This window comes from Bacillus sp. AFS001701, assembly GCF_002559405.1.
Lineage (GTDB): Bacteria > Bacillota > Bacilli > Bacillales > Bacillaceae_G > Gottfriedia.
In genome coordinates this window covers 1-18,942 of the sequence record NZ_NTZO01000125.1, presented here as the reverse complement: position 1 = coordinate 18,942, position 18,942 = coordinate 1, and the positions used below count along the sequence as shown (strand labels likewise).

General features: G+C 33.7%; 17 protein-coding genes. 15 read left to right on the top strand and 2 right to left on the bottom strand.

Annotated features, from left to right (window positions below; genetic code table 11):
* Positions 1-166: 166 nt before the first annotated feature.
* From CN514_RS10415 to CN514_RS10385, 7 genes are all read left to right on the top strand, one after another.
* Positions 167-2,266, top strand: a complete 2,100-nt coding sequence (locus CN514_RS10415) for a methylmalonyl-CoA mutase family protein (protein ID WP_098232513.1) — start codon at positions 167-169, stop codon at positions 2,264-2,266.
* Positions 2,263-4,428 (top strand): methylmalonyl-CoA mutase, encoded by a 2,166-nt coding sequence (scpA, locus tag CN514_RS10410; protein ID WP_098232512.1) that lies wholly within the window; start codon positions 2,263-2,265, stop codon positions 4,426-4,428. Before CN514_RS10415 ends, scpA begins: the two co-directional genes overlap by 4 nt.
* Complete coding sequence (gene meaB / locus CN514_RS10405) at positions 4,429-5,448, top strand: methylmalonyl Co-A mutase-associated GTPase MeaB (protein ID WP_098232511.1); 1,020 nt, start codon at positions 4,429-4,431, stop codon at positions 5,446-5,448.
* Complete coding sequence (gene mce / locus CN514_RS10400; protein WP_098232510.1) at positions 5,448-5,885, top strand: methylmalonyl-CoA epimerase; 438 nt, start codon at positions 5,448-5,450, stop codon at positions 5,883-5,885. Before meaB ends, mce begins: the two co-directional genes overlap by 1 nt.
* Before the next feature lie 8 nt (positions 5,886-5,893).
* The gene (locus CN514_RS10395; RefSeq protein ID WP_098232509.1) at positions 5,894-7,444 is read left to right on the top strand and encodes an acyl-CoA carboxylase subunit beta; all 1,551 of its coding nucleotides are present in this window, start codon (positions 5,894-5,896) and stop codon (positions 7,442-7,444) included.
* Between the two features lie 286 nt (positions 7,445-7,730).
* Positions 7,731-8,477, top strand: a complete 747-nt coding sequence (locus CN514_RS10390) for an MBL fold metallo-hydrolase (protein WP_098232508.1) — start codon at positions 7,731-7,733, stop codon at positions 8,475-8,477.
* 33 nt (positions 8,478-8,510) lie between these two features.
* Positions 8,511-8,939, top strand: a complete 429-nt coding sequence (locus CN514_RS10385) for a protein-tyrosine phosphatase family protein (protein WP_098232507.1) — start codon at positions 8,511-8,513, stop codon at positions 8,937-8,939.
* Positions 8,940-8,997: 58 nt separating this feature from the next.
* Here CN514_RS10385 and CN514_RS10380 read toward each other — a convergent pair whose 3' ends face one another.
* Complete coding sequence (locus CN514_RS10380) at positions 8,998-9,894, bottom strand: LysR family transcriptional regulator (protein ID WP_098232506.1); 897 nt, start codon at positions 9,892-9,894, stop codon at positions 8,998-9,000.
* A gap of 230 nt (positions 9,895-10,124) precedes the next feature.
* On the opposite strand from CN514_RS10380, the gene CN514_RS25650 reads away from it, so the two are divergent.
* The gene (locus CN514_RS25650) at positions 10,125-10,802 is read left to right on the top strand and encodes a response regulator transcription factor (protein ID WP_098232505.1); all 678 of its coding nucleotides are present in this window, start codon (positions 10,125-10,127) and stop codon (positions 10,800-10,802) included.
* A 606-nt stretch (positions 10,803-11,408) separates the two neighbouring features.
* On the opposite strand, the gene CN514_RS26460 is transcribed toward CN514_RS25650, so the two are convergent.
* Entirely contained in the window at positions 11,409-11,543 is a 135-nt protein-coding gene (locus CN514_RS26460) for a hypothetical protein (RefSeq protein WP_286141633.1), read from the bottom strand.
* A 65-nt stretch (positions 11,544-11,608) separates the two neighbouring features.
* Here CN514_RS26460 and CN514_RS25645 point away from each other — a divergent pair, with 65 nt between their 5' ends.
* The 7 genes from CN514_RS25645 to CN514_RS10340 all read left to right on the top strand — a co-directional run.
* Positions 11,609-11,788, top strand: coding sequence for a hypothetical protein (locus CN514_RS25645; RefSeq protein ID WP_176525859.1), 180 nt, complete (start codon positions 11,609-11,611; stop codon positions 11,786-11,788).
* Between the two features lie 580 nt (positions 11,789-12,368).
* Positions 12,369-13,607: an MFS transporter gene (locus CN514_RS10365; RefSeq protein WP_217993920.1), complete on the top strand. Its 1,239-nt coding sequence runs from the start codon at positions 12,369-12,371 to the stop codon at positions 13,605-13,607.
* 18 nt (positions 13,608-13,625) lie between these two features.
* Entirely contained in the window at positions 13,626-14,015 is a 390-nt protein-coding gene (locus tag CN514_RS10360) for an iron chaperone (RefSeq protein WP_098232503.1), read from the top strand.
* 223 nt (positions 14,016-14,238) lie between these two features.
* Complete coding sequence (gene nirB / locus CN514_RS10355; protein ID WP_098232502.1) at positions 14,239-16,638, top strand: nitrite reductase large subunit NirB; 2,400 nt, start codon at positions 14,239-14,241, stop codon at positions 16,636-16,638.
* A gap of 26 nt (positions 16,639-16,664) precedes the next feature.
* On the top strand, positions 16,665-16,982 hold the full coding sequence (gene nirD, locus CN514_RS10350) for a nitrite reductase small subunit NirD (RefSeq protein ID WP_098232501.1): 318 nt from the start codon (positions 16,665-16,667) through the stop codon (positions 16,980-16,982).
* A 3-nt stretch (positions 16,983-16,985) separates the two neighbouring features.
* Positions 16,986-18,410, top strand: coding sequence for a uroporphyrinogen-III C-methyltransferase (cobA, locus tag CN514_RS10345; RefSeq protein WP_098232500.1), 1,425 nt, complete (start codon positions 16,986-16,988; stop codon positions 18,408-18,410).
* Between the two features lie 4 nt (positions 18,411-18,414).
* On the top strand, positions 18,415-18,942 hold a 528-nt coding region (locus tag CN514_RS10340; protein ID WP_098232499.1), incomplete at its 3' end, for a sirohydrochlorin chelatase.

Here is an 18,942-nt window from a genome sequence, read left to right as displayed (position 1 = left end):
TAATTTTAGAGGATTTTTGAAAGTGTTTGTCGAAATTTTAATTATTCTTTGCATTTATATTCTTAATGAGAAGAAAAATCGACTTTATTACATAGATAAATTCGATGATCTAATTTATTTTTACATCTTATTAAATTAAGAGTTAAAGAAAGGAGTGGCTTTATTCATGTCAGAAAATACGAAAACTTCGAACCATAACTTGGAAGATAATTTATTTGCTGAATTTCCAAAGCCTACTGTACAAGAGTGGAGAGATGTTGTTGAAAAATCCTTAAAAGGAGCCACTATTGAGGAAAAGCTAGTAACAAAAACGTATGAGGAAATAATTTTGAAGCCGATGTATGGGGAAGAGGATATTGCTAACTATCCTTATTTAAACGCACAACCAGGTGAATTTCCTTTCGTTAGAGGAACAAATGAACAAGGCTATTTAGAAAAACCATGGGAAATTAGTCAGGAATTAGATTGTTCTTCGCCAGTAGAGTTTAACCGTGTTGCAAAACATGATTTAGACAAAGGGCAAACGATGTTAAAGATCCTACTAAATGAATCCTTCGAAACAAATAGTAAAAATAATAATGTAAATAAAGGGTTAATCATAACATCTATTAATGATTTTAGAATAGCCTTTCAAAATATAAATTTAGAGGAAGTTCCTTTATATATTGAAACAGTTAACGGCGGGCAAGCATTTTTTGGTTCATTTATCGCCTATTTGCAACAACAAAATTACGATTTTAATAAAATAAATGGCTTTATTGGAATGGATCCGATCAGTAATTTAGTGAAAGAAGGGACACTTCCATATTCTCTTGAAAATGCTTACAAAATGATGGCTGAGATCACAAAATGGTCGGTTAGACATTCAACAAATTTAAGAAATATTTTAGTGCAGTCACATCCTTATCACGATGCTGGAGGAAATGCAGTGCAAGAATTAGCATTTGCTATTTCAACTGGATTAGAGTATCTACGTGAAATGGATAACCAACAAATTCCGCTTGATGATGCAGCGACGAAAATACTTTTCTCGTTTTCTGTCGGATCGAACTTCTTTATGGAAATCGCAAAATTAAGAGCAGCTAGAATGATTTGGGCAAGAATGTTGAAAGAATTAGGTGGCAATGAAGCTTCACAAAAAATGAATATTCATTCTCGTACATCTGCATGGACGAAAACGATTTATGATCCTTATGTAAATATACTTAGAGGAACTGTTGAAGCTTTTGCAGGCGTAATTGGTGGATCTGACTCACTTCATGTTTCACCATTTGATGAATCGATTAAATCATCTGATGAGTTTTCTAGACGTATTGCGAGAAATACACATTTAATTCTAGAAAAAGAATCAAATTTATCAAAAGTCGCTGATCCAGCTGGTGGTTCTTGGTATATTGAATCACTTACCTACACTTTGGCTGAAAAGGCATGGGAACTATTCCAAAAGATTGAAGAAAAAGGTGGAATGGTTAAGGCAATTCAAGAAGGCTTCCCTCAAGAATTAGTTAGACAGGTTGCAGAAGAAAAATCGAGCAACATAAAAAATAGAAAAGATAAATTTATTGGGACTAATATTTATCCGAATCTGAATGAAACAGTGTTAGAGAAAAAAGAATTGAGTCGTAAAGAAGTTGAGGGGAATAAAGAAATCTTCGAGGGTAGTTCCGAACATTTCGTCTTACAAAGTGGCTGTTCAATTGAAGATATTATTGATGCAGCAAATAATAGTGCAACAATATTGAACATTTTAAATGCAATGAATTTAGTAGACTCAGAACTTCCTAGAGTTAATTCATTAAACGTACATCGTGGTGCACAACCTTATGAATTATTACGCCAAAATTCTCAAAGCTATAAAAATAGTACAGGTGAATTTCCAACTGTATTTGTAGCAAATTTTGGTCAAGTTGCAGCATATAAACCTCGAACCGACTTTGTTACTGATTTCTTTGAAGTTGGAGGATTTAAGGTGCTTCAAAATAAAGGCTTTGCAACAATAGATGAAATAATTGATGCATTTAAAAAATCAGAATCGACAATTGCTGTCATCTGTTCTACAGATGATCAATATTTAGAAGTCGTACCTTCTTTAACAAAACAGATTAAAACAATTAATCCGAATGTAAATGTACTTTTAGCAGGAAAACCGTCAATAGATGATATGAATTTATATAAAGAAGTTGGAATTGATGATTTCATTCATATCAATGTAAATAATTTCGAGAAGTTGCAAAATCTACAAAAGGATGGAGGGATTATGAAATGAACAAACTAACAGACTTTACAAAGATGCCATTTAATTCAACATTTTCAGCACCAAATATAGCACCTCCTAAACAGATGCAAGTTAATCATGATGATTGGAAAACTTTAGAACAAATAGATGTAAAACCATTATATGATTCGAATGATCTTAATCAGATGGAACATTTAGGTTACGTTTCTGGAATCGCTCCGTTTTTACGTGGACCTTACCCTGCGATGTATATAAACAAGCCTTGGACAATTCGTCAATACGCTGGTTTTTCAACTGCAGAAGAAAGTAATGCATTTTATCGAAGAAATTTAGCTGCTGGTCAAAAAGGTTTATCGATTGCGTTTGATTTAGCTACTCACCGTGGATATGATTCAGATCATCCTCGTGTTGAAGGGGATGTTGGAAAAGCAGGGGTTGCAATTGATTCAATCCTTGATATGAAAATTTTATTTGATGGTATACCTTTAGATAAAATGTCAGTTTCAATGACAATGAATGGTGCAGTACTTCCTGTTTTAGCATTTTATATTGTTGCTGCTGAAGAACAAGGGGTACACCAATCACAGCTTACAGGAACGATTCAAAACGATATTTTGAAAGAATATATGGTGAGAAATACTTATATTTACCCACCAGAAGCATCAATGCGTATTATCGCTGATATTTTTTCTTATACTTCACAACATATGCCAAAATTCAACAGTATCAGTATATCTGGTTACCATATGCAAGAAGCAGGGGCAACTGCGGATATCGAATTAGGCTATACTTTGGCAAATGGGTTGGAATATGTTCGAACAGGTTTAAAAGCGGGTATCGATATTGATTCGTTTGCTCCTCGTTTATCATTTTTCTGGGGAATCGGAATGAACTATTTCATGGAAATTGCAAAAATGAGAGCAGCACGTTTACTTTGGGCTAAATTGATCAAATCATTTGATCCAAAGAAAGAAAAATCGATGGCGCTAAGAACGCATTCACAAACATCTGGTTGGAGTTTAACTGAACAAGATCCATTTAATAATGTGACTCGTACTTGTATTGAAGCGATGGCTGCTGTGTTAGGACATACTCAATCACTTCATACGAATGCTTTAGATGAAGCAATTGCATTACCAACTGATTTCTCTGCTCGTATTGCCCGTAATACGCAGCTTTATTTACAAGAAGAAACTGGAATTTGTAATGTAGTCGACCCTTGGGGAGGCTCATATTACGTTGAGTCGTTAACAAATGAATTAGTTCAAAAAGCTTGGGCACATATTCAAGAGGTTGAATCATTAGGTGGTATGGCAAAAGCGATTGAAACTGGTTTACCAAAGATGAGAATCGAAGAAGCCGCAGCAAGACGTCAAGCTCATATCGATTCAGGTAAAGAAACAATTATTGGCGTTAATAAATACCGTCTTGAAAAAGAAGATCCTTTAGATGTTTTAGAAGTCGACAATACTGCGGTTCGTGAAGCGCAAATTATGCGATTACAAGAGCTTCGAGCATCTAGAGATGAAGCAAAAGTTCAGGCAGCATTAACCGCAATTACTCAGGCAGCGGAGTCTGGGGAAGGTAATTTGTTAGCGCTTGCAATTGAAGCTGCTAGAGCTCGTGCAACATTAGGTGAAATTTCGGATGCTTATGAAAAAGTAGTAGGCAGACATAAAGCCGTTATTCGTTCAATTATGGGTGTTTATAGTGCAGAATACGGTGAAAAAGATGAAATAGAGATTGTACGTAAAATGGCTGATGATTTTGAAGAGAAAGAAGGTCGTCGTCCACGTATTATGATTGCTAAACTTGGACAAGACGGTCATGACCGTGGAGCGAAAGTAATCGCAACAGCATTTGCTGATTTAGGCTTTGATGTAGATATCGGTCCTTTATTTCAAACACCAGCGGAAACGGCACTTCAAGCAGTTGAAAATGATGTTCATGTTATCGGGATGAGCTCTTTAGCAGGTGGTCATAAAACGCTACTTCCACAATTAATGGAAGAGTTAAAAAAACTAGGTCGACAGGACATTGTTCTTGTTGCTGGAGGAGTAATACCAGCAGGGGACTATGAATTTTTATTGAAGAATGGAGCGGCAGCAATCTTCGGACCAGGTACTGTTATCCCAGTTGCGGCACAAAAGGTTATTGAAGAAATTAATCGCCGACTTGAGGATTCGATTTAAATGGATTACGAAAACAAAAGAAAGAAAAAGCTTTCAGAAGACGACTATGTAAATGGAGTACTTGAAGGCAATCGAACTATTTTAGCCCAAACAATTACCCTTATAGAAAGTAATTCGTTAGCACATATGCATTCTGCACAAAATGTGTTGACGAGGTTACTTCCTCATTCAGGTCGTTCGATCCGGATTGGAATAACTGGGGTTCCAGGTGCCGGTAAAAGTAGTTTAATAGAAAGCTTTGGAACATATTTGTGTGAACAAGGTCATAAAGTAGCCGTTTTAACAATCGATCCAAGTAGCACAATTACAAAAGGTAGTATTTTAGGAGACAAAACAAGAATGGATTCACTTTCAAAGAATCCTAATGCATTTATTAGACCTTCTGCATCAGGTGGTTCTCTTGGTGGGATTGCACGTAAAACACGAGAATCAATGCTTGTATGCGAAGCAGCAGGCTATGACGTGATTTTAATCGAAACTGTCGGTGTTGGACAAAGTGAAGTACAGGTTCGTTCAATGGTAGATTTTTTTCTTTTAGTCATGCTAACTGGAGCAGGAGATGAGTTACAAGGAATTAAAAAAGGCATCATGGAACTTGCAGATTCAATTGTTATCAATAAAGCCGATGGACAAAACAAATTAAAGGCCAAGGCGGCTAAGGCTGAATTTAATCGAATACTTCACTTATTACAGCCTTCAACTCCTGGTTGGTCTAGTAAAGCATACACAGCTTCCGCGTTACTTGGTGAAGGTATTGAAGAAATATGGAATGAAATTAATGCTTTCAAAGATCTAACAACTGAGTCTGGCTATTTTTCTTTGCGCCGTCAAAAACAAATGATTGATTGGATGTACAACATGGTTTTTGAACAGTTGAAACTAAGCTTTATGAATCATGAAAGTGTGAAACAAAATTTAAAAACGATTGAAAGCTCAATAGTAAATGGAGAAGTAACAGCTACTTCAGCTGCAAACTATTTATTATCCATTTTTGAAGGCAATAGGAAGGAGACATTGTAATGCATGAGACTAGTCCTAAAAAAATTAATCATATTGGAATTGCAGTAAGAGATTTAGAGACTTCTATTCAATTGTATACGAATGTACTAGGCTTAAAACTTAAAGGAATTGAAACAGTTGAAAGTGAAAAAGTACGAGTAGCCTTTATCGAAATCGGTGAAGTGAAAATTGAGCTTTTAGAAGCAACTAATCCAGAAAGCCCAATTGCAAAGTTTATTGAGAAAAAAGGTGAAGGAATTCACCATATCGCATTAGAAACAGAAAACTGTGAGAAACAGCTTGAAATTATGAAAGAACACGGAATTAAACTAATAAATGAAGTTCCAAAAAAGGGTGCGCACGATAGCCTAGTTGCATTCCTTCATCCAAATTCAACGAATAAAGTATTGTTTGAGCTATGCCAACCATCATCTAGTGTTACTAAGAAAGGAAGTTGAATAAAGTTATGACAACAGCGTATGAGAAAATAAATGAATTAATGGATCGAAAGAGAGTCATTGAACTAGGCGGTGGAGACGAACGAATAGATTCACAGCATAATAGAGGGAAATTAACTGCTAGAGAACGTATTAATCTTTTATTAGATGAAGATACTTTTGTCGAATTAAATCCTTTTATTAAACACCGCGCTACGAATTTTGGAATGGATAAAATGGATAGCCCAGGTGAAGGTGTTGTCACAGGTTATGGTAAAGTCCATGGACGTTTAATCTATGTTTTTGCACAAGATTTTACAGTATTTGGCGGAGCATTAGGTGAAATGCATGCGATAAAAATTGCAAAAGCTATGGATTTAGCTGCAAAAGTAGGTGCTCCGTTTATAGGTTTAAACGATTCTGGTGGTGCTAGAATACAAGAAGGAGTAGTTTCATTAGACGGTTACGGTCATGTATTTTATCGTAATTCAATCTATTCTGGCGTTATTCCGCAAATATCTGTCATAATGGGACCATGTGCAGGTGGAGCAGTTTATTCACCAGCTATTACTGATTTTGTTTTTATGGTTGAAAAGACAAGCCAAATGTTTATTACAGGACCAAAAGTAATTGAAACAATTACTGGAGAAAAAATTACAACAGAAAATCTTGGTGGGGCAAAAGTTCATTCTTCGATTAGCGGGGTAGCTCATTTCACTGAAGAATCAGAACCAGAAATATTAGAACAGGTACGCAGATTAATCAGCTTTTTACCTCAAAATAATAATGAAAAACCAGAAGGAGTTCCATTCTTCGAAAAAGATGATTGGAGAGAAGATCTACTTGACTTAGTTCCGATCGAATCTACGAAAGTTTACGATGTAAGAAAAGTAATTGAGCAAATTCTTGATAATGGAGACTTCATGGAAGTACAACCAAACTTTGCGAAGAACATCGTGATTGGATTTGGTCGAATTGATGGACATAGTGTTGGAATCATAGCAAATCAGCCAAAAGTAATGGCAGGCGGTCTTGACATTAATTCATCTGATAAACTTTCAAGATTTATCCGTTTCTGTGATTCATTTAATATTCCTTTAATTACATTTGAAGATGTAACAGGTTTCTTCCCCGGTGTAAACCAAGAGCATGGTGGAATTATTCGTCACGGAGCTAAAATTTTATATGCATATTCAGAAGCTACAGTTCCAAAAATTACAGTAATCTTAAGAAAAGCATATGGCGGGGCATACGTAGCAATGAATTCTAAAGCAATTGGAGCAGATGTTGTATACGCTTGGCCAAATGCAGAAATCGCCGTAATGGGACCAGAAGGAGCAGCAAATATTATCTTTGCAAAAGAAATTAATCAAAGTATTGATCCAATTGCAACTCGCGCTGAAAAAATTGCAGAATACAGAGACATGTTTGCAAACCCATATGTTGCAGCTTCTCATGGCATGGTCGATGATGTGATTGATCCAAGAGAAACACGTAAAGTCTTAAAACAATCCTTAGAAATGTTAAGTACAAAAAGTGAAACACGACCTAAGAAGAAACATGGAAATATCCCTCTTTAAAAATTAGAGGATTGTAGTGGAAATCAACTTCACAAAATTACCTATACTTTGAATATTGAGGTAACAAGTCCTTAACACAACAGAATGACTAGATATACTTTAAGATTAGTATATCTAGTTTTTTTGTTTAGAAAATGTTAAAAATTACATTTTAATAAATCAACCAAAATATTGACAAACAAAAATATTTATGTTATAATAATAAATTTTAGTGTTGACTGGATGAGCTGTAATCGGTACGATAGTACTTGGAAATGATTACACATTATAGTTCGGGAGTGATTTTATGCTTGGTAAAAGTAAGATCCAAATGTTAAGCATTACGATGAATTCAAATGGTATGACAAATACAATTCATCCAACACTAATTTGGGATGAAGAAGATGTAGTATTAATTGATACAGGTTATCCAGGACAATTAAACGAATTTCAAAATTGCTTTGAAACTGTTGGTGTACCTTTTGAAAAACTGAATAAAATACTGATTACTCATCAAGATATTGATCATATTGGAAGTCTTTCTGTGATTGTAGAAGAGTCTACTAACAAAATTGAAGTTTATGCGAGTGAAATAGAAAAACCTTATATTCAAGGCGAGAAGTTACTGATTAAAATTACACCAGAAAAAATTGCGAAAGCTGTAGCGTCCTTACCAGCGGATACAACAGATGAATTTCGAAAAGCATTTAAAAACAGATTAGAAAACCCACCAAAAGGTAAAGTTAACCATATTGTTACCCCTGGAAATGATTTGGCAATTTGTGGTGGTATTACTGTGATTGACACTGCTGGCCATACACCAGGTCATATAAGCTTTTATCATAAGGAGTCGAAAACATTAGTTGCAGGAGATGCACTAATGATTGAAAATAGTCAATTAAACCCTTCAAACCCACAATACACATATGATATTGAACAATCGATAAAATCACTTGAGGCTTTATTGTCATTTGATATTGAAAAAGTGATCTGTTATCATGGTGGATTATTTGAGGGAAATATAAAAGAAAGATTAAGTGAAATCATTCGATAAAAATATTAAAAAATCGTCTTTGGAGGCAAAAAAATGAGCAACAAGAATTATCAAGAATTAATAAAAGATCGTGTCTTTTTCGGTGGGGTAGATGACGTTAAAGACATGATGGAAAACGAAAATGCAGATATTGTTTTTGATCTAAGAGTAAAAAATTATGAGGTTGACCCTCAAATTAACCGTGTACATAGTCCGATTGTTGATGATAAAGAAGAACAAGCAGAAACACTTAAAAGAGCGATTGATCATGTGGTAGAAGCTTATCAAAATGATCAAAAAGTGTATTTCCATTGTGGTGGTGGTAATACCCGTGCAGGTACAGTGGCAATAGGAGCATTAATTGCACTAAACAAAGCAGAAACAATTGAAGAAGCTGAAGAAATGGCTAGATCTATCCGTCCTACAATTAAATCGAATCCTGATATGAAGGAATCGTTAAAAAAGATATTTCCTAATGCTTAGATAAAAATAAAAAAACGCTAATTATACAAATTCGTTTTGTATCATTTAGCGTTTTTTATTAAGAAATACCATTTAAATGATCTTTTACACACTTTATGAATTCATTTTTGTCACTTGTATTATCTTTCGAAATTGGAGATATTACCCAAAAGTCTTGATAAATATAATCTGTTTCTTTAATTGGGATTATTTTTAATTCGCCACTTAATACTTCAGGAAAATATTTTAAAGTTGTATTATGCACAAAAGTAAATACGCGTCCTTCCTTAATAATTTCAATAAGTGTCATCGTACGATTTGATTTAAGAACGATCTCATTTTTAAATTTTTTAGCTAATTGCAGAAAATTTTTATTAGAAAAAGTATACATTACGACTTTTTGATAAAGTAAATCTTCAGCTGTAACATAATCTAATTCATATAAAGGAGAATTTTTGCCTACAATTATGCACACTTTTTCTTTACTTAAGAATTCGAATTTAATATTATTTTCCTTTTCTAATTCCGCTTTTGAAGATACAACTAACGCTAAGTCATAGTCTTCTTTTGCTAAATTGTTAATGATCTGAGGACTACCTTGTTCATTTAATTCAATTGTTGCTCCATGGTTATTGTCGGAGTATTTTTTTAAAACTTCGTGAATTGTATAAGTAAAAGTAGGTGCACATGCAATTTTCATATGTTTTACTCTAGTTTCCTTAAAATCCGAAAGCTGTGCTTTTAATTCTTTTAAATTATTTAAAATTTCAACTGACCTAGATAATACTAACTCTCCCTCAAAAGTTAACGTAATTCCGCCTCTAGAACGATTAAATATATTTATTTCTAATTCTCTCTCAAGTTGACTAATGGCTTGACTAACCCCTGAAGGAGAAATATGCAATTTTTTCGCTGCTTTCGAAATCGACTTCTCATTCGCGATACTAACAACATATTCTAGTTGTTCAAAGTTCATTTTAACCTCCTAATACAAAAACTAATTTATTCTATCAATAGTTTAATATATTTAAGTGCTTTACATTGTTAAGTATTACTTAACAATAGCTTAACATATATGAAATATAATTTCTCTCGTAATCCATGTAAAATACTATTTAATTCCATATAATTTTATAGGAATAATTAGGATTAGGTAATGAAATATCAGTAATTGAATCTAGTTACTGTTGAAAGTTGGGAATAAAAATGTTTACTAACAATGAGTTTAATCACCACGAAAATAAAACATTTATTTTTGTTGAAAATACTCTTTTCGTATCTGGAATATGTACAATTTTAATACATCATAAACTAGATGCTAGAAAAATAGATTTCCATGAAATAAATTCAAGCAATTTAAATGAATCATTTTTTATTTGTCATGTGAAAAATGAAGAGATGGAAGCAAAATCACAGCTTTTAAAGTTAATTGATAACAACATTAATATCGTAATTATTAAAAATAATATAGATTATAATGAAATTGAGTGTTTGATGAAAATTGGGGTAAATGGAATTTGCTTAACTGACATTGATGAACATTATTTACTTCATATTGTAAGACAAATTCAAAATGGTCAATTCTTCTTAGATTCTCGATTAACAAATTTAGTTATTCAAGAAAATACGCGCCTGCTTGAGAATGGAAAGAAAAAGAAAGAACTAGATTATGAAGCTATGAATAATCTTTTAACGAAAAGAGAAATTGAAATTTTACATCTTTTAGCTCAAGGATCTTCCAATATTCAAATAGGAGCTGAATTATTTATTTCGAGTAAAACTGTTAAAAATCATGTTTCAAATATAATCCAAAAATTACAGGTATCTGATCGATTAAATGCTGTGATTATTGCATTAAAAAATAATTGGATTTCGATAGATTAATTAACAAATGACACTAATCTTTTACTTAAAAGGATTAGTGTCATACAGTTGAAAAAAGATAAGTAATGTTTTGTAGATTTCCACTACAGGATGGTGGCTTTCCTTGGGACATGAGCTGAGACTCCTCGATGTGTTCACTTCCTGTGGGGTCATAAGCCTTCCTGCATATCCCATAGGAGTCGAGCACCCTTGCGTTCCAATTTACCTATTCATCAAACAAAGATTACTTTAAAAAACTTGAAAATTCTCATTTGCATTCAATCCTAAATATTAAAAATTTACATACCAAATTCGTTCGAACATTAGCTTCGACTTAAAAAAATCTTATAGACCTCATAATTTATGAACAGAAAAAGACTAAGTAATAATGTAATTCTCTTTATATTATAGCGTAAATAACTTTGTTCCTACTCATCCAATTATCCAACAATTTTACCATCCACATTTACGATAAAAACGATATTCCCACCAAAAATGATTAAAAATACGATTTACAGAAAACCAGAATTATCAACATATGATGTCTTATTTTGTATTCGAAAATCACTTCAAATACTTGTGTAATTAACTTTTTTATTGTGAAATTCAAAAAAATTTGGTCAAGTCCTAGATATTGTGTAAAATAAACGGAGGAGCACAAACGAGGACATATCTTGGAATTGCTAATGCTGGATTCCCTAATATGTTTATGATTACTGGGCCTGAAAGTCCTTCAGTACAAAGCAACATGCCAGTTTCCATCGAGCAACACGTAGAATGGATTGCAGATTGTATCCAGTTCTTACGTACGAATGAAGTTGATGTGATTGAAGGAGGCAACACTATTTACAAAAACAGATTCATGGTACACCGGGGCAAATATTAAAGTAAAACCACGAGGATTTCAAATTTACCTTGGAGGCGTAGGGGCATATCGTAAAAAATGCGATGAAATAGCTACAAATGGATATGAAGGATTTGTTTTAACTTCAACCGCAGCTCATTAAACTTTGATCACAACTCGAAAAAACACTTCTTTATATGGAGAAGTGTTTTTCAACGTGTTGAAGTGAAATTTAGTAACTCATTGGTGGTTCAAGAGTTGGCTTTTGAGTAAGTAGAAAAGGAGAAAGATGAAATATTCTTCCTAATGTGGTGTTAATGAGGAAGAATGAAAGAAAAAAGATGAAATATGATTCCTCAAGAGGTGTTCATGAGGAAGTAAGAAAAGAGAAAGATGAAATATGATTTCTCATGAGATGTTCATGAGGAAGTAAAAAAGGAGAAAGATGAAATATGCTGGCTCATGAAGTGTACATAAGGAAGTAAAAAAGGAGAAAGATGAAATATGCTGGCTCATGAAGTGTACATAAGGAAGTAAAAACGCAAAAAAGATGTAAAAATCCTACTCAAAAATGGTTAGAGTGGGAATAGTATAGAGCTCTCCAATTATTAAAAATCATTTAATGTAAGTTGAATTAATCAAGAAATTCAGAGTAAAAATAGTATAATGATTTGTATTTAAATTTCATTAATAGTATAAATATTCAATTTGCTAGTTAGAGTTATAAAGGGGAGAGTTTGAATTTGTCTGCATCAAAAAAATCTATTTTTAAAGGGACTTCATTTACGAATTTTTGGGTCTCACGAATGTTTACTTCAACTTCATTTCAGATGCTATCTGTAGCAATTGGATGGCAAATGTATGATTTGACACATGACGCGTTTAGTCTAGGTCTAGTAGGTTTAGCACAATTTATTCCAATGGTCTTACTTACTTTAGTAGTTGGTCAAGTTGCTGACAGAGTTGATCGTCGGAAAATTGTTTTCATATGCCAAATGGTAGAAGCTTTAATAGCAGGACTTCTTTTATATGGTAATTTTGCTAATTGGCTTAGTAGAGAGGAAATATTAATTGCAGCTTTTATACTCGGTGCATGCCGATCGTTTGAAGGACCCGCTTCTTCGGCATTATTACCTCAAGTTGTGCCAAAATCTATTTTACAGCAAGCTATTTCTTGGAGTACATCTGCAGGTCAAACAGCACAAATACTTGGGCCATCTCTTGGTGGTGTATTATTTTCAGTAGGACCTGCATACGTTTATGCAACGTCAGCGATTGCTTTATTACTTTCATCAATCTTAACAATTTTTATAAAATTAAATAGTGAATTTATCCGTAATCAAGAGCCAGTAACTTTACGTACAATGCTTATGGGGTTAGAATTTGTTTATAAACACCCAATCATTTTAGGAACGATATCACTTGATTTGTTTGCCGTTTTACTAGGTGGAGCTACAGCACTTTTACCAATTTATGCGCAAGATATTTTACATACAAAAGCTTGGGGCTTAGGTCTAATGCGTACTGCACCAGCTGTTGGGGCATTAATCATGTCTCTAATTTTAGCTTATTTCCCACTTAAAAGATCTTTTGGTCCGATATTATTTGCAGCGTTAGGTATTTTTGGATTGGCAACAATGCTTTTTGCAATTTCAACAAACTTAGTCATCTCATTAATTGCATTATTTATAATTGGAGCTTCAGATGTGGTCAGCGTAGTAATACGTTCTTCGCTTGTTCAGCTACAGACGCCGGATGATATGAGAGGCAGAGTTAATGCTGTAAATTCGCTATTTATTGGAACTTCAAATCAGCTTGGGGAATTTGAATCTGGAACGATGGCTGGTTTAATTGGTGCCGTACCAGCTGCATTCGTGGGGGGACTTGGAACGATACTAGTAGCAGGACTTTGGATGTATTTATTCCCTTCACTTAGAAAAATTAATTCACTATCTGGAGATAAAACAGAAAAAGTAGGATAATTTGATAAAGGAGGATTTATGGAAAATACTAAAAAAACATTTGAAACGATTGATGAATATATTTCACAATTTCAGCCTGATGTTCAGGAAAAATTACAAGCTTTAAGAAAGATTGTAAAAGAAGTTGTACCAAATGCGGTAGAGAGAATTAGTTATCAAATGCCTACATTTGCTTTAAATAAAAATTTAGTACATTTTGCTGCATTTAAAAATCATATTGGATTTTATCCGGGGGCAAGTGGAATTGCAGCATTTAAAGAGGAATTATCGGTTTATAGAGGTGCTAAAGGATCTGTACAATTTCCAATAAATGAACCACTTCCAATTGATTTGATAAAGAAGATTGTAAAGTATAGGGAACTTGAAGATATTAAAAAAGCTGAAGAAAAATTAAAAAAGAAAAAATAAGTTCATAACCTCTGAGGCTAATTTTAGCTTTGGAGGTATTTTAGTAAAAAGGACAGATTATTTTGTTCAAAATTTTGTCAAATATTTTCCAGTAATAACTTACTTTTTCCGTTATACTAAACTTGTATTGAGTAGGGAAAAACAAGTAATAAATGATGAAGGTGATTTTTTTTTAGTAAAACATGTGAAAAAGTTCACAAATTATATTTGGGGGACAAAAGAGATGAAAAGAAAATTATTGATGATTGGAAATGGAATGGCTGGAGTTCGTTGTATAGAAGAAATTCTAAAAAGAAATAAAGATTTATTTGAAATTACGATAATAGGTGATGAACCTTATCCAAACTATAACCGAATCATGTTATCAAATGTATTACAAGGAAAAACAACCTTTGATGAAATCAATATTAATGATTGGAATTGGTATATAGAGAATCAAATTACATTACTTACAAATGAAAAAGTTACAAAAATATCCCCTACAGAAAAAAGAGTTGAAACAGAAAAAGGAAAAACGATTTCATATGATGAGCTTATTTTAGCTACTGGATCTAGTGCCTTTGTGCTACCTATACCAGGAAAAGATCTTCAAGGAGTAATCGGTTTCCGAACAATTCAAGATACTGAATTAATGATAGATTATGCAAAAAAATATAAAAAAGCTGTTGTTATTGGGGGAGGCCTATTAGGATTAGAGGCAGCAAGAGGTTTAATTGATCGAGGAATGGAAGTACATGTTGTTCATCTAATGCCTACTTTAATGGAACAACAATTAGATACAACTGCTGCGAAAATGTTAAAAAAAGATTTAGAAGCACAGGGCATGAATTTTTTAATGGAGAAACAAACAATTTCAATAAATGGAACGAATCGTGTAGAAGGAATTAGTTTTTCGGATGGAACTTCGTTAGACTGTGATTTAGTCGTAATGGCAGTAGGAATAAGACCTAATATTTCTTTAGCAAAAGATGCAGGAATCGATGCAAACCGTGCAATCGTTGTTAACGATTTAATGCAAACATCAAAACCATCAATTTATGCTGTGGGTGAATGTGCCGAACATAACGGAACTACTTATGGTTTAGTAGCACCACTTTATGAACAAGGGATTGTGCTTGCAGATCATTTGACTGGTAATTCAACGAACGGATATAAAGGAAGCATTTTATCAACTCAGTTAAAAGTCTCTGGTTGTGATTTATTCTCAGGTGGATTAATCCATGAAGGAGAAAATTTGCAAGCAATTATTGTAAATGACCAATTTGCTGGACTCTACAAAAAAGTAATTGTGAAAGATGAAAAAGTTGTTGGAGTAGTTTTATATGGTGACGCATCGGATGGAAATCGCTTATTTAACATGTTGAAAAATGAAACAAATATAAAAGAATTTACAAGTGCATCTATTCTCCATAAATCAGGAGAGGACACTGGTGAAGATTTTGTTCTTACTATGAGTGCGAATGATACAGTTTGTGGATGTAATGGCGTCACCAAAGGTACAATTGTGCAATCAATTTTAGAACAAGAACTTACTAAGATTGAAGATGTAAAAAGTTGCACAAAGGCTGGCGCATCATGTGGAAAATGTAAAGGAATGGTTGAAAGTATTTTAGCAGCTACATTAGGTGATACTTTTGATCCCAATGCTGCAAAGCCTGGTATGTGTGGATGTACAACATTATCTCGTGATGAAGTTATAAATGAAATCGAAGAAAAAGGATTACAAACTCCTAGAGAAGTTCGAATTGTATTAGGATTTGAAAATGAAGAAGGGTGTTCAAAATGCCGTCCAGCTCTAAATTATTATTTAAGAATGATATATCCAAACGATTACCAGGATGATAAATCATCACGCTTCGTTAATGAACGAATGGAAGGAAATATTCAAAAAGATGGGTCATTCTCAATCGTACCGCGAATGTATGGGGGAGTTACGACTGGTGATGAATTAATTAAACTTGGTGAAGTTGCAAATAAATTCAATGTACCTTTAGTAAAAGTTACCGGTGCGAGCCGTGTTGGTTTATATGGTGTTAAAAAAGAAGACGTACCAAAAGTATGGCAAGAATTAGGGATGCGTTCAGGTTATGCTTATTCAAAATCGCTTAGAAATGTAAAGTCGTGCGTCGGAAATCGATTTTGTCGATTTGGAACACAAGATTCACTAGGTTTAGGAATTCAATTAGAAAAAGCAATCGAAATGGTTGATACTCCACACAAGATGAAAATGGGGGTTACAGGATGTCCTCGAAATTGCGCAGAAGTGCTAACTAAAGACTTTGGAGTAATCTGTGTGGAAAATGGTTTCCAGCTATATATTGGTGGTAATGGTGGAACAGAAGTTCGAGAATGTGATTTATTAACGACTGTAACAACAGAAGAAGAAGTAGTTCACATGGCAAAAGCTTATGTTCAATACTATCGCGAAACAGGGATTTATGGGGAACGAACTGCTCCGTGGGTAGAGCGAATTGGAGTGGAACTGATTAAAGAAGTCTTGTTAAACAAGGAACAAGAAAATGCTTTAGTAGAGAAATTTGATCAAGCAAAATCAACATATGAAGAAGCATGGGGCCAAGCGCTTAACAATCAAATAGAACTATATGAAGTTATTAGAAAGTAATTTCAAAATTGAGAGGAGCAATCAAAATGACCAAAACATCGGAGAAAATTAAGATTATTGATCTAGCCTCTTTACCTAAACAAATTGGAAAGGAAGTAGTCATTAAAGGGGAATCAATCGCATTATTCCGTTTATCAAATGATGATGTTCGTGCAATTGAAAGTAAATGTCCGGGAACAAATGGTCCACTTGCTGAAGGGATTGTTTCAGGGGAATATGTTTTTTGTCCTCTGCGTGACTGGAAGATTTCATTAATTACTGGTGAAGTTCAAAAACCAGATGATGGCATTGTAAAAACTTATAAAACCGATGTAATCAACGGTTCTGTTTATATTACGGTGTAACGTATGACAAAAAAATCTGGATTTATTTCATTTGTAGGTGCAGGACCCGGGGATTTAGGATTAATAACAGAAAAAGGAAAGAGATGTATTCAAGAAGCTGAAGTCATTTTATATGATCGACTTGCTAATCCAAGTCTACTTCGTGAAGCGAATAAAAATTGTGAGTTCATTTACTGTGGGAAGCTTCCTGACAGACATACTATGCGTCAAGAAATGATTAATCAAACTCTAGTTACTTTCGCCCAAGATGGCAAATATGTCGTTCGATTAAAAGGTGGTGACCCATCCGTTTTTGGTCGAGTAGGTGAGGAAGCAGAGGAAGCATCAAAGTATAATATACCGTTTGAAATTATTCCTGGAATTACATCTAGCATCGCTGCAGCAGCTTACGCTGGAATCCCAGTTACACATCGAGAATATAGTACAAGTTTTACCTTAAGAACAGGCCATAAATGTATGGAGAATGAAGATCTTATTGAATCCAATTGTTCTGATCAATTAGGGGAGACACTTGCTTATTATATGGGGGTAAGTAATCTTCCTAAAATATGTACTCACCTAATAAAGAATGGTAAATCTAAGGAAACTCCAGTAGCTGTTATTCAGTGGGGGACAATTGGAAAGCAAAAGGTTGTCGAGGGAACGATTGAAACAATTGTATCAACTATTGAAAAAGAAGGAATTACAAATCCTGCAATGACGATTATTGGAGATGTTGTCAAATTACGCTCAAAGATTTCTTGGTTTGAAAAGAAAAAATTTTTTGGTAGAAAAATTTTATTGGCTAAAGGAACATCATCAGTTGAAAAGAATGGATTAGAAACTTATTTATCAGAGAAGGGTGCTGAGGTTTATGCTTTTCCTATACTTAAATCAGTTCAACTTCCTATTGAGAATGATCAGGTAGTTGATGCACTAGGACAAGAAAGAATCGTTTTTTGTTCACCTGAAAGTGTGCAATTATTTTTTACTAAAATGTATAAATTAAAATTCGATGTTCGAAGACTTCCAAATATAATTGAGTATTTATCGCCGAAAACAAGGAAAGATCTTGAAAATTATGGGATTTTAGGTGAAAAAGTTAGACGTGATGAGAACGGTGGAATTTTTATAGGATCGGTAGAAAAAGAAACACAATTACCAACAAAGTCAAAATTTCTAGCTACACATGAAACTGTTGCAGATTCTCGATTTGATGTTATCAATCAAAGAATGCTTGAAGAAACAAAATGGGAATCAATTATTTTTCCAAATCGTTTATCTGTTGATTGGTTTATAAAGGAATTAAAGAATACTAAGGAAAGTCATTTAATGAATTTACCATTTGCATATATTGGTGAATCAGTTAAAGAATATGCATTTAAATGCGGGTTTACTAAAGTTGATGAAGAATTACAAAAGGAATTAATGCTAGGTGATTGGAAGTGAAATAATGTTTGATGCTGTTGTATATATTGGACATGGAAGTCGTCGACAAGAAGGTAATCAACAATTTATACACTTTATTCAATCTGTAATCAAAGTGATTCCTATTCAAAAACAAGAATATGCATTTTTGGAACTAGTTGATCCGACTATTCAACAAACTTTGGACAAAATGATCGTAGAAGGTGCGCAAAATATATTAGTTGTACCAGTATTATTATTTGCAGCGGGACATTATAAACACGATATTCCAGACGAATTGAATATTATTTTAAAACGATATCCCCATGTAAATATTACGATTACTGAGCCATTTGGTATTCATGAAAAAATGATTCAGCTTGTTCAGAAACGTGTACAAGCAGCATGTGGAATTAGTAACGCTGCAATTATATTAGTAGGTCGTGGAAGTAGCGACCCAGAGCCGATCGAAATGCTTAAACAAATTGGACTTGCTGTTGAGGCGCGAATTAATGTTCCTGTTCGTACAGCTTTTTTAAGTACGGTTAATCCAAGATTAGAAGATACCATTAAA

What these genes read in the sequence shown, in the direction of transcription:
- cobA (WP_098232500.1), top strand. Translation starts at nt 16,986, where the DNA reads ATGACAAAAAAATCTGGATTTATTTCATTTGTAGGTGCAGGACCCGGG.
- CN514_RS10395 (WP_098232509.1), top strand. Translation starts at nt 5,894, where the DNA reads ATGACAACAGCGTATGAGAAAATAAATGAATTAATGGATCGAAAGAGA.
- nirB (WP_098232502.1), top strand. Translation starts at nt 14,239, where the DNA reads ATGAAAAGAAAATTATTGATGATTGGAAATGGAATGGCTGGAGTTCGT.
- CN514_RS25650 (WP_098232505.1), top strand. Translation starts at nt 10,125, where the DNA reads ATGTTTACTAACAATGAGTTTAATCACCACGAAAATAAAACATTTATT.
- mce (WP_098232510.1), top strand. Translation starts at nt 5,448, where the DNA reads ATGCATGAGACTAGTCCTAAAAAAATTAATCATATTGGAATTGCAGTA.
- CN514_RS10380 (WP_098232506.1), bottom strand. Translation starts at nt 9,894, where the DNA reads ATGAACTTTGAACAACTAGAATATGTTGTTAGTATCGCGAATGAGAAG.
- CN514_RS10360 (WP_098232503.1), top strand. Translation starts at nt 13,626, where the DNA reads ATGGAAAATACTAAAAAAACATTTGAAACGATTGATGAATATATTTCA.
- scpA (WP_098232512.1), top strand. Translation starts at nt 2,263, where the DNA reads ATGAACAAACTAACAGACTTTACAAAGATGCCATTTAATTCAACATTT.
- CN514_RS26460 (WP_286141633.1), bottom strand. Translation starts at nt 11,543, where the DNA reads ATGGAAACTGGCATGTTGCTTTGTACTGAAGGACTTTCAGGCCCAGTA.
- CN514_RS10415 (WP_098232513.1), top strand. Translation starts at nt 167, where the DNA reads ATGTCAGAAAATACGAAAACTTCGAACCATAACTTGGAAGATAATTTA.
- CN514_RS10390 (WP_098232508.1), top strand. Translation starts at nt 7,731, where the DNA reads ATGCTTGGTAAAAGTAAGATCCAAATGTTAAGCATTACGATGAATTCA.
- meaB (WP_098232511.1), top strand. Translation starts at nt 4,429, where the DNA reads ATGGATTACGAAAACAAAAGAAAGAAAAAGCTTTCAGAAGACGACTAT.
- nirD (WP_098232501.1), top strand. Translation starts at nt 16,665, where the DNA reads ATGACCAAAACATCGGAGAAAATTAAGATTATTGATCTAGCCTCTTTA.
- CN514_RS10385 (WP_098232507.1), top strand. Translation starts at nt 8,511, where the DNA reads ATGAGCAACAAGAATTATCAAGAATTAATAAAAGATCGTGTCTTTTTC.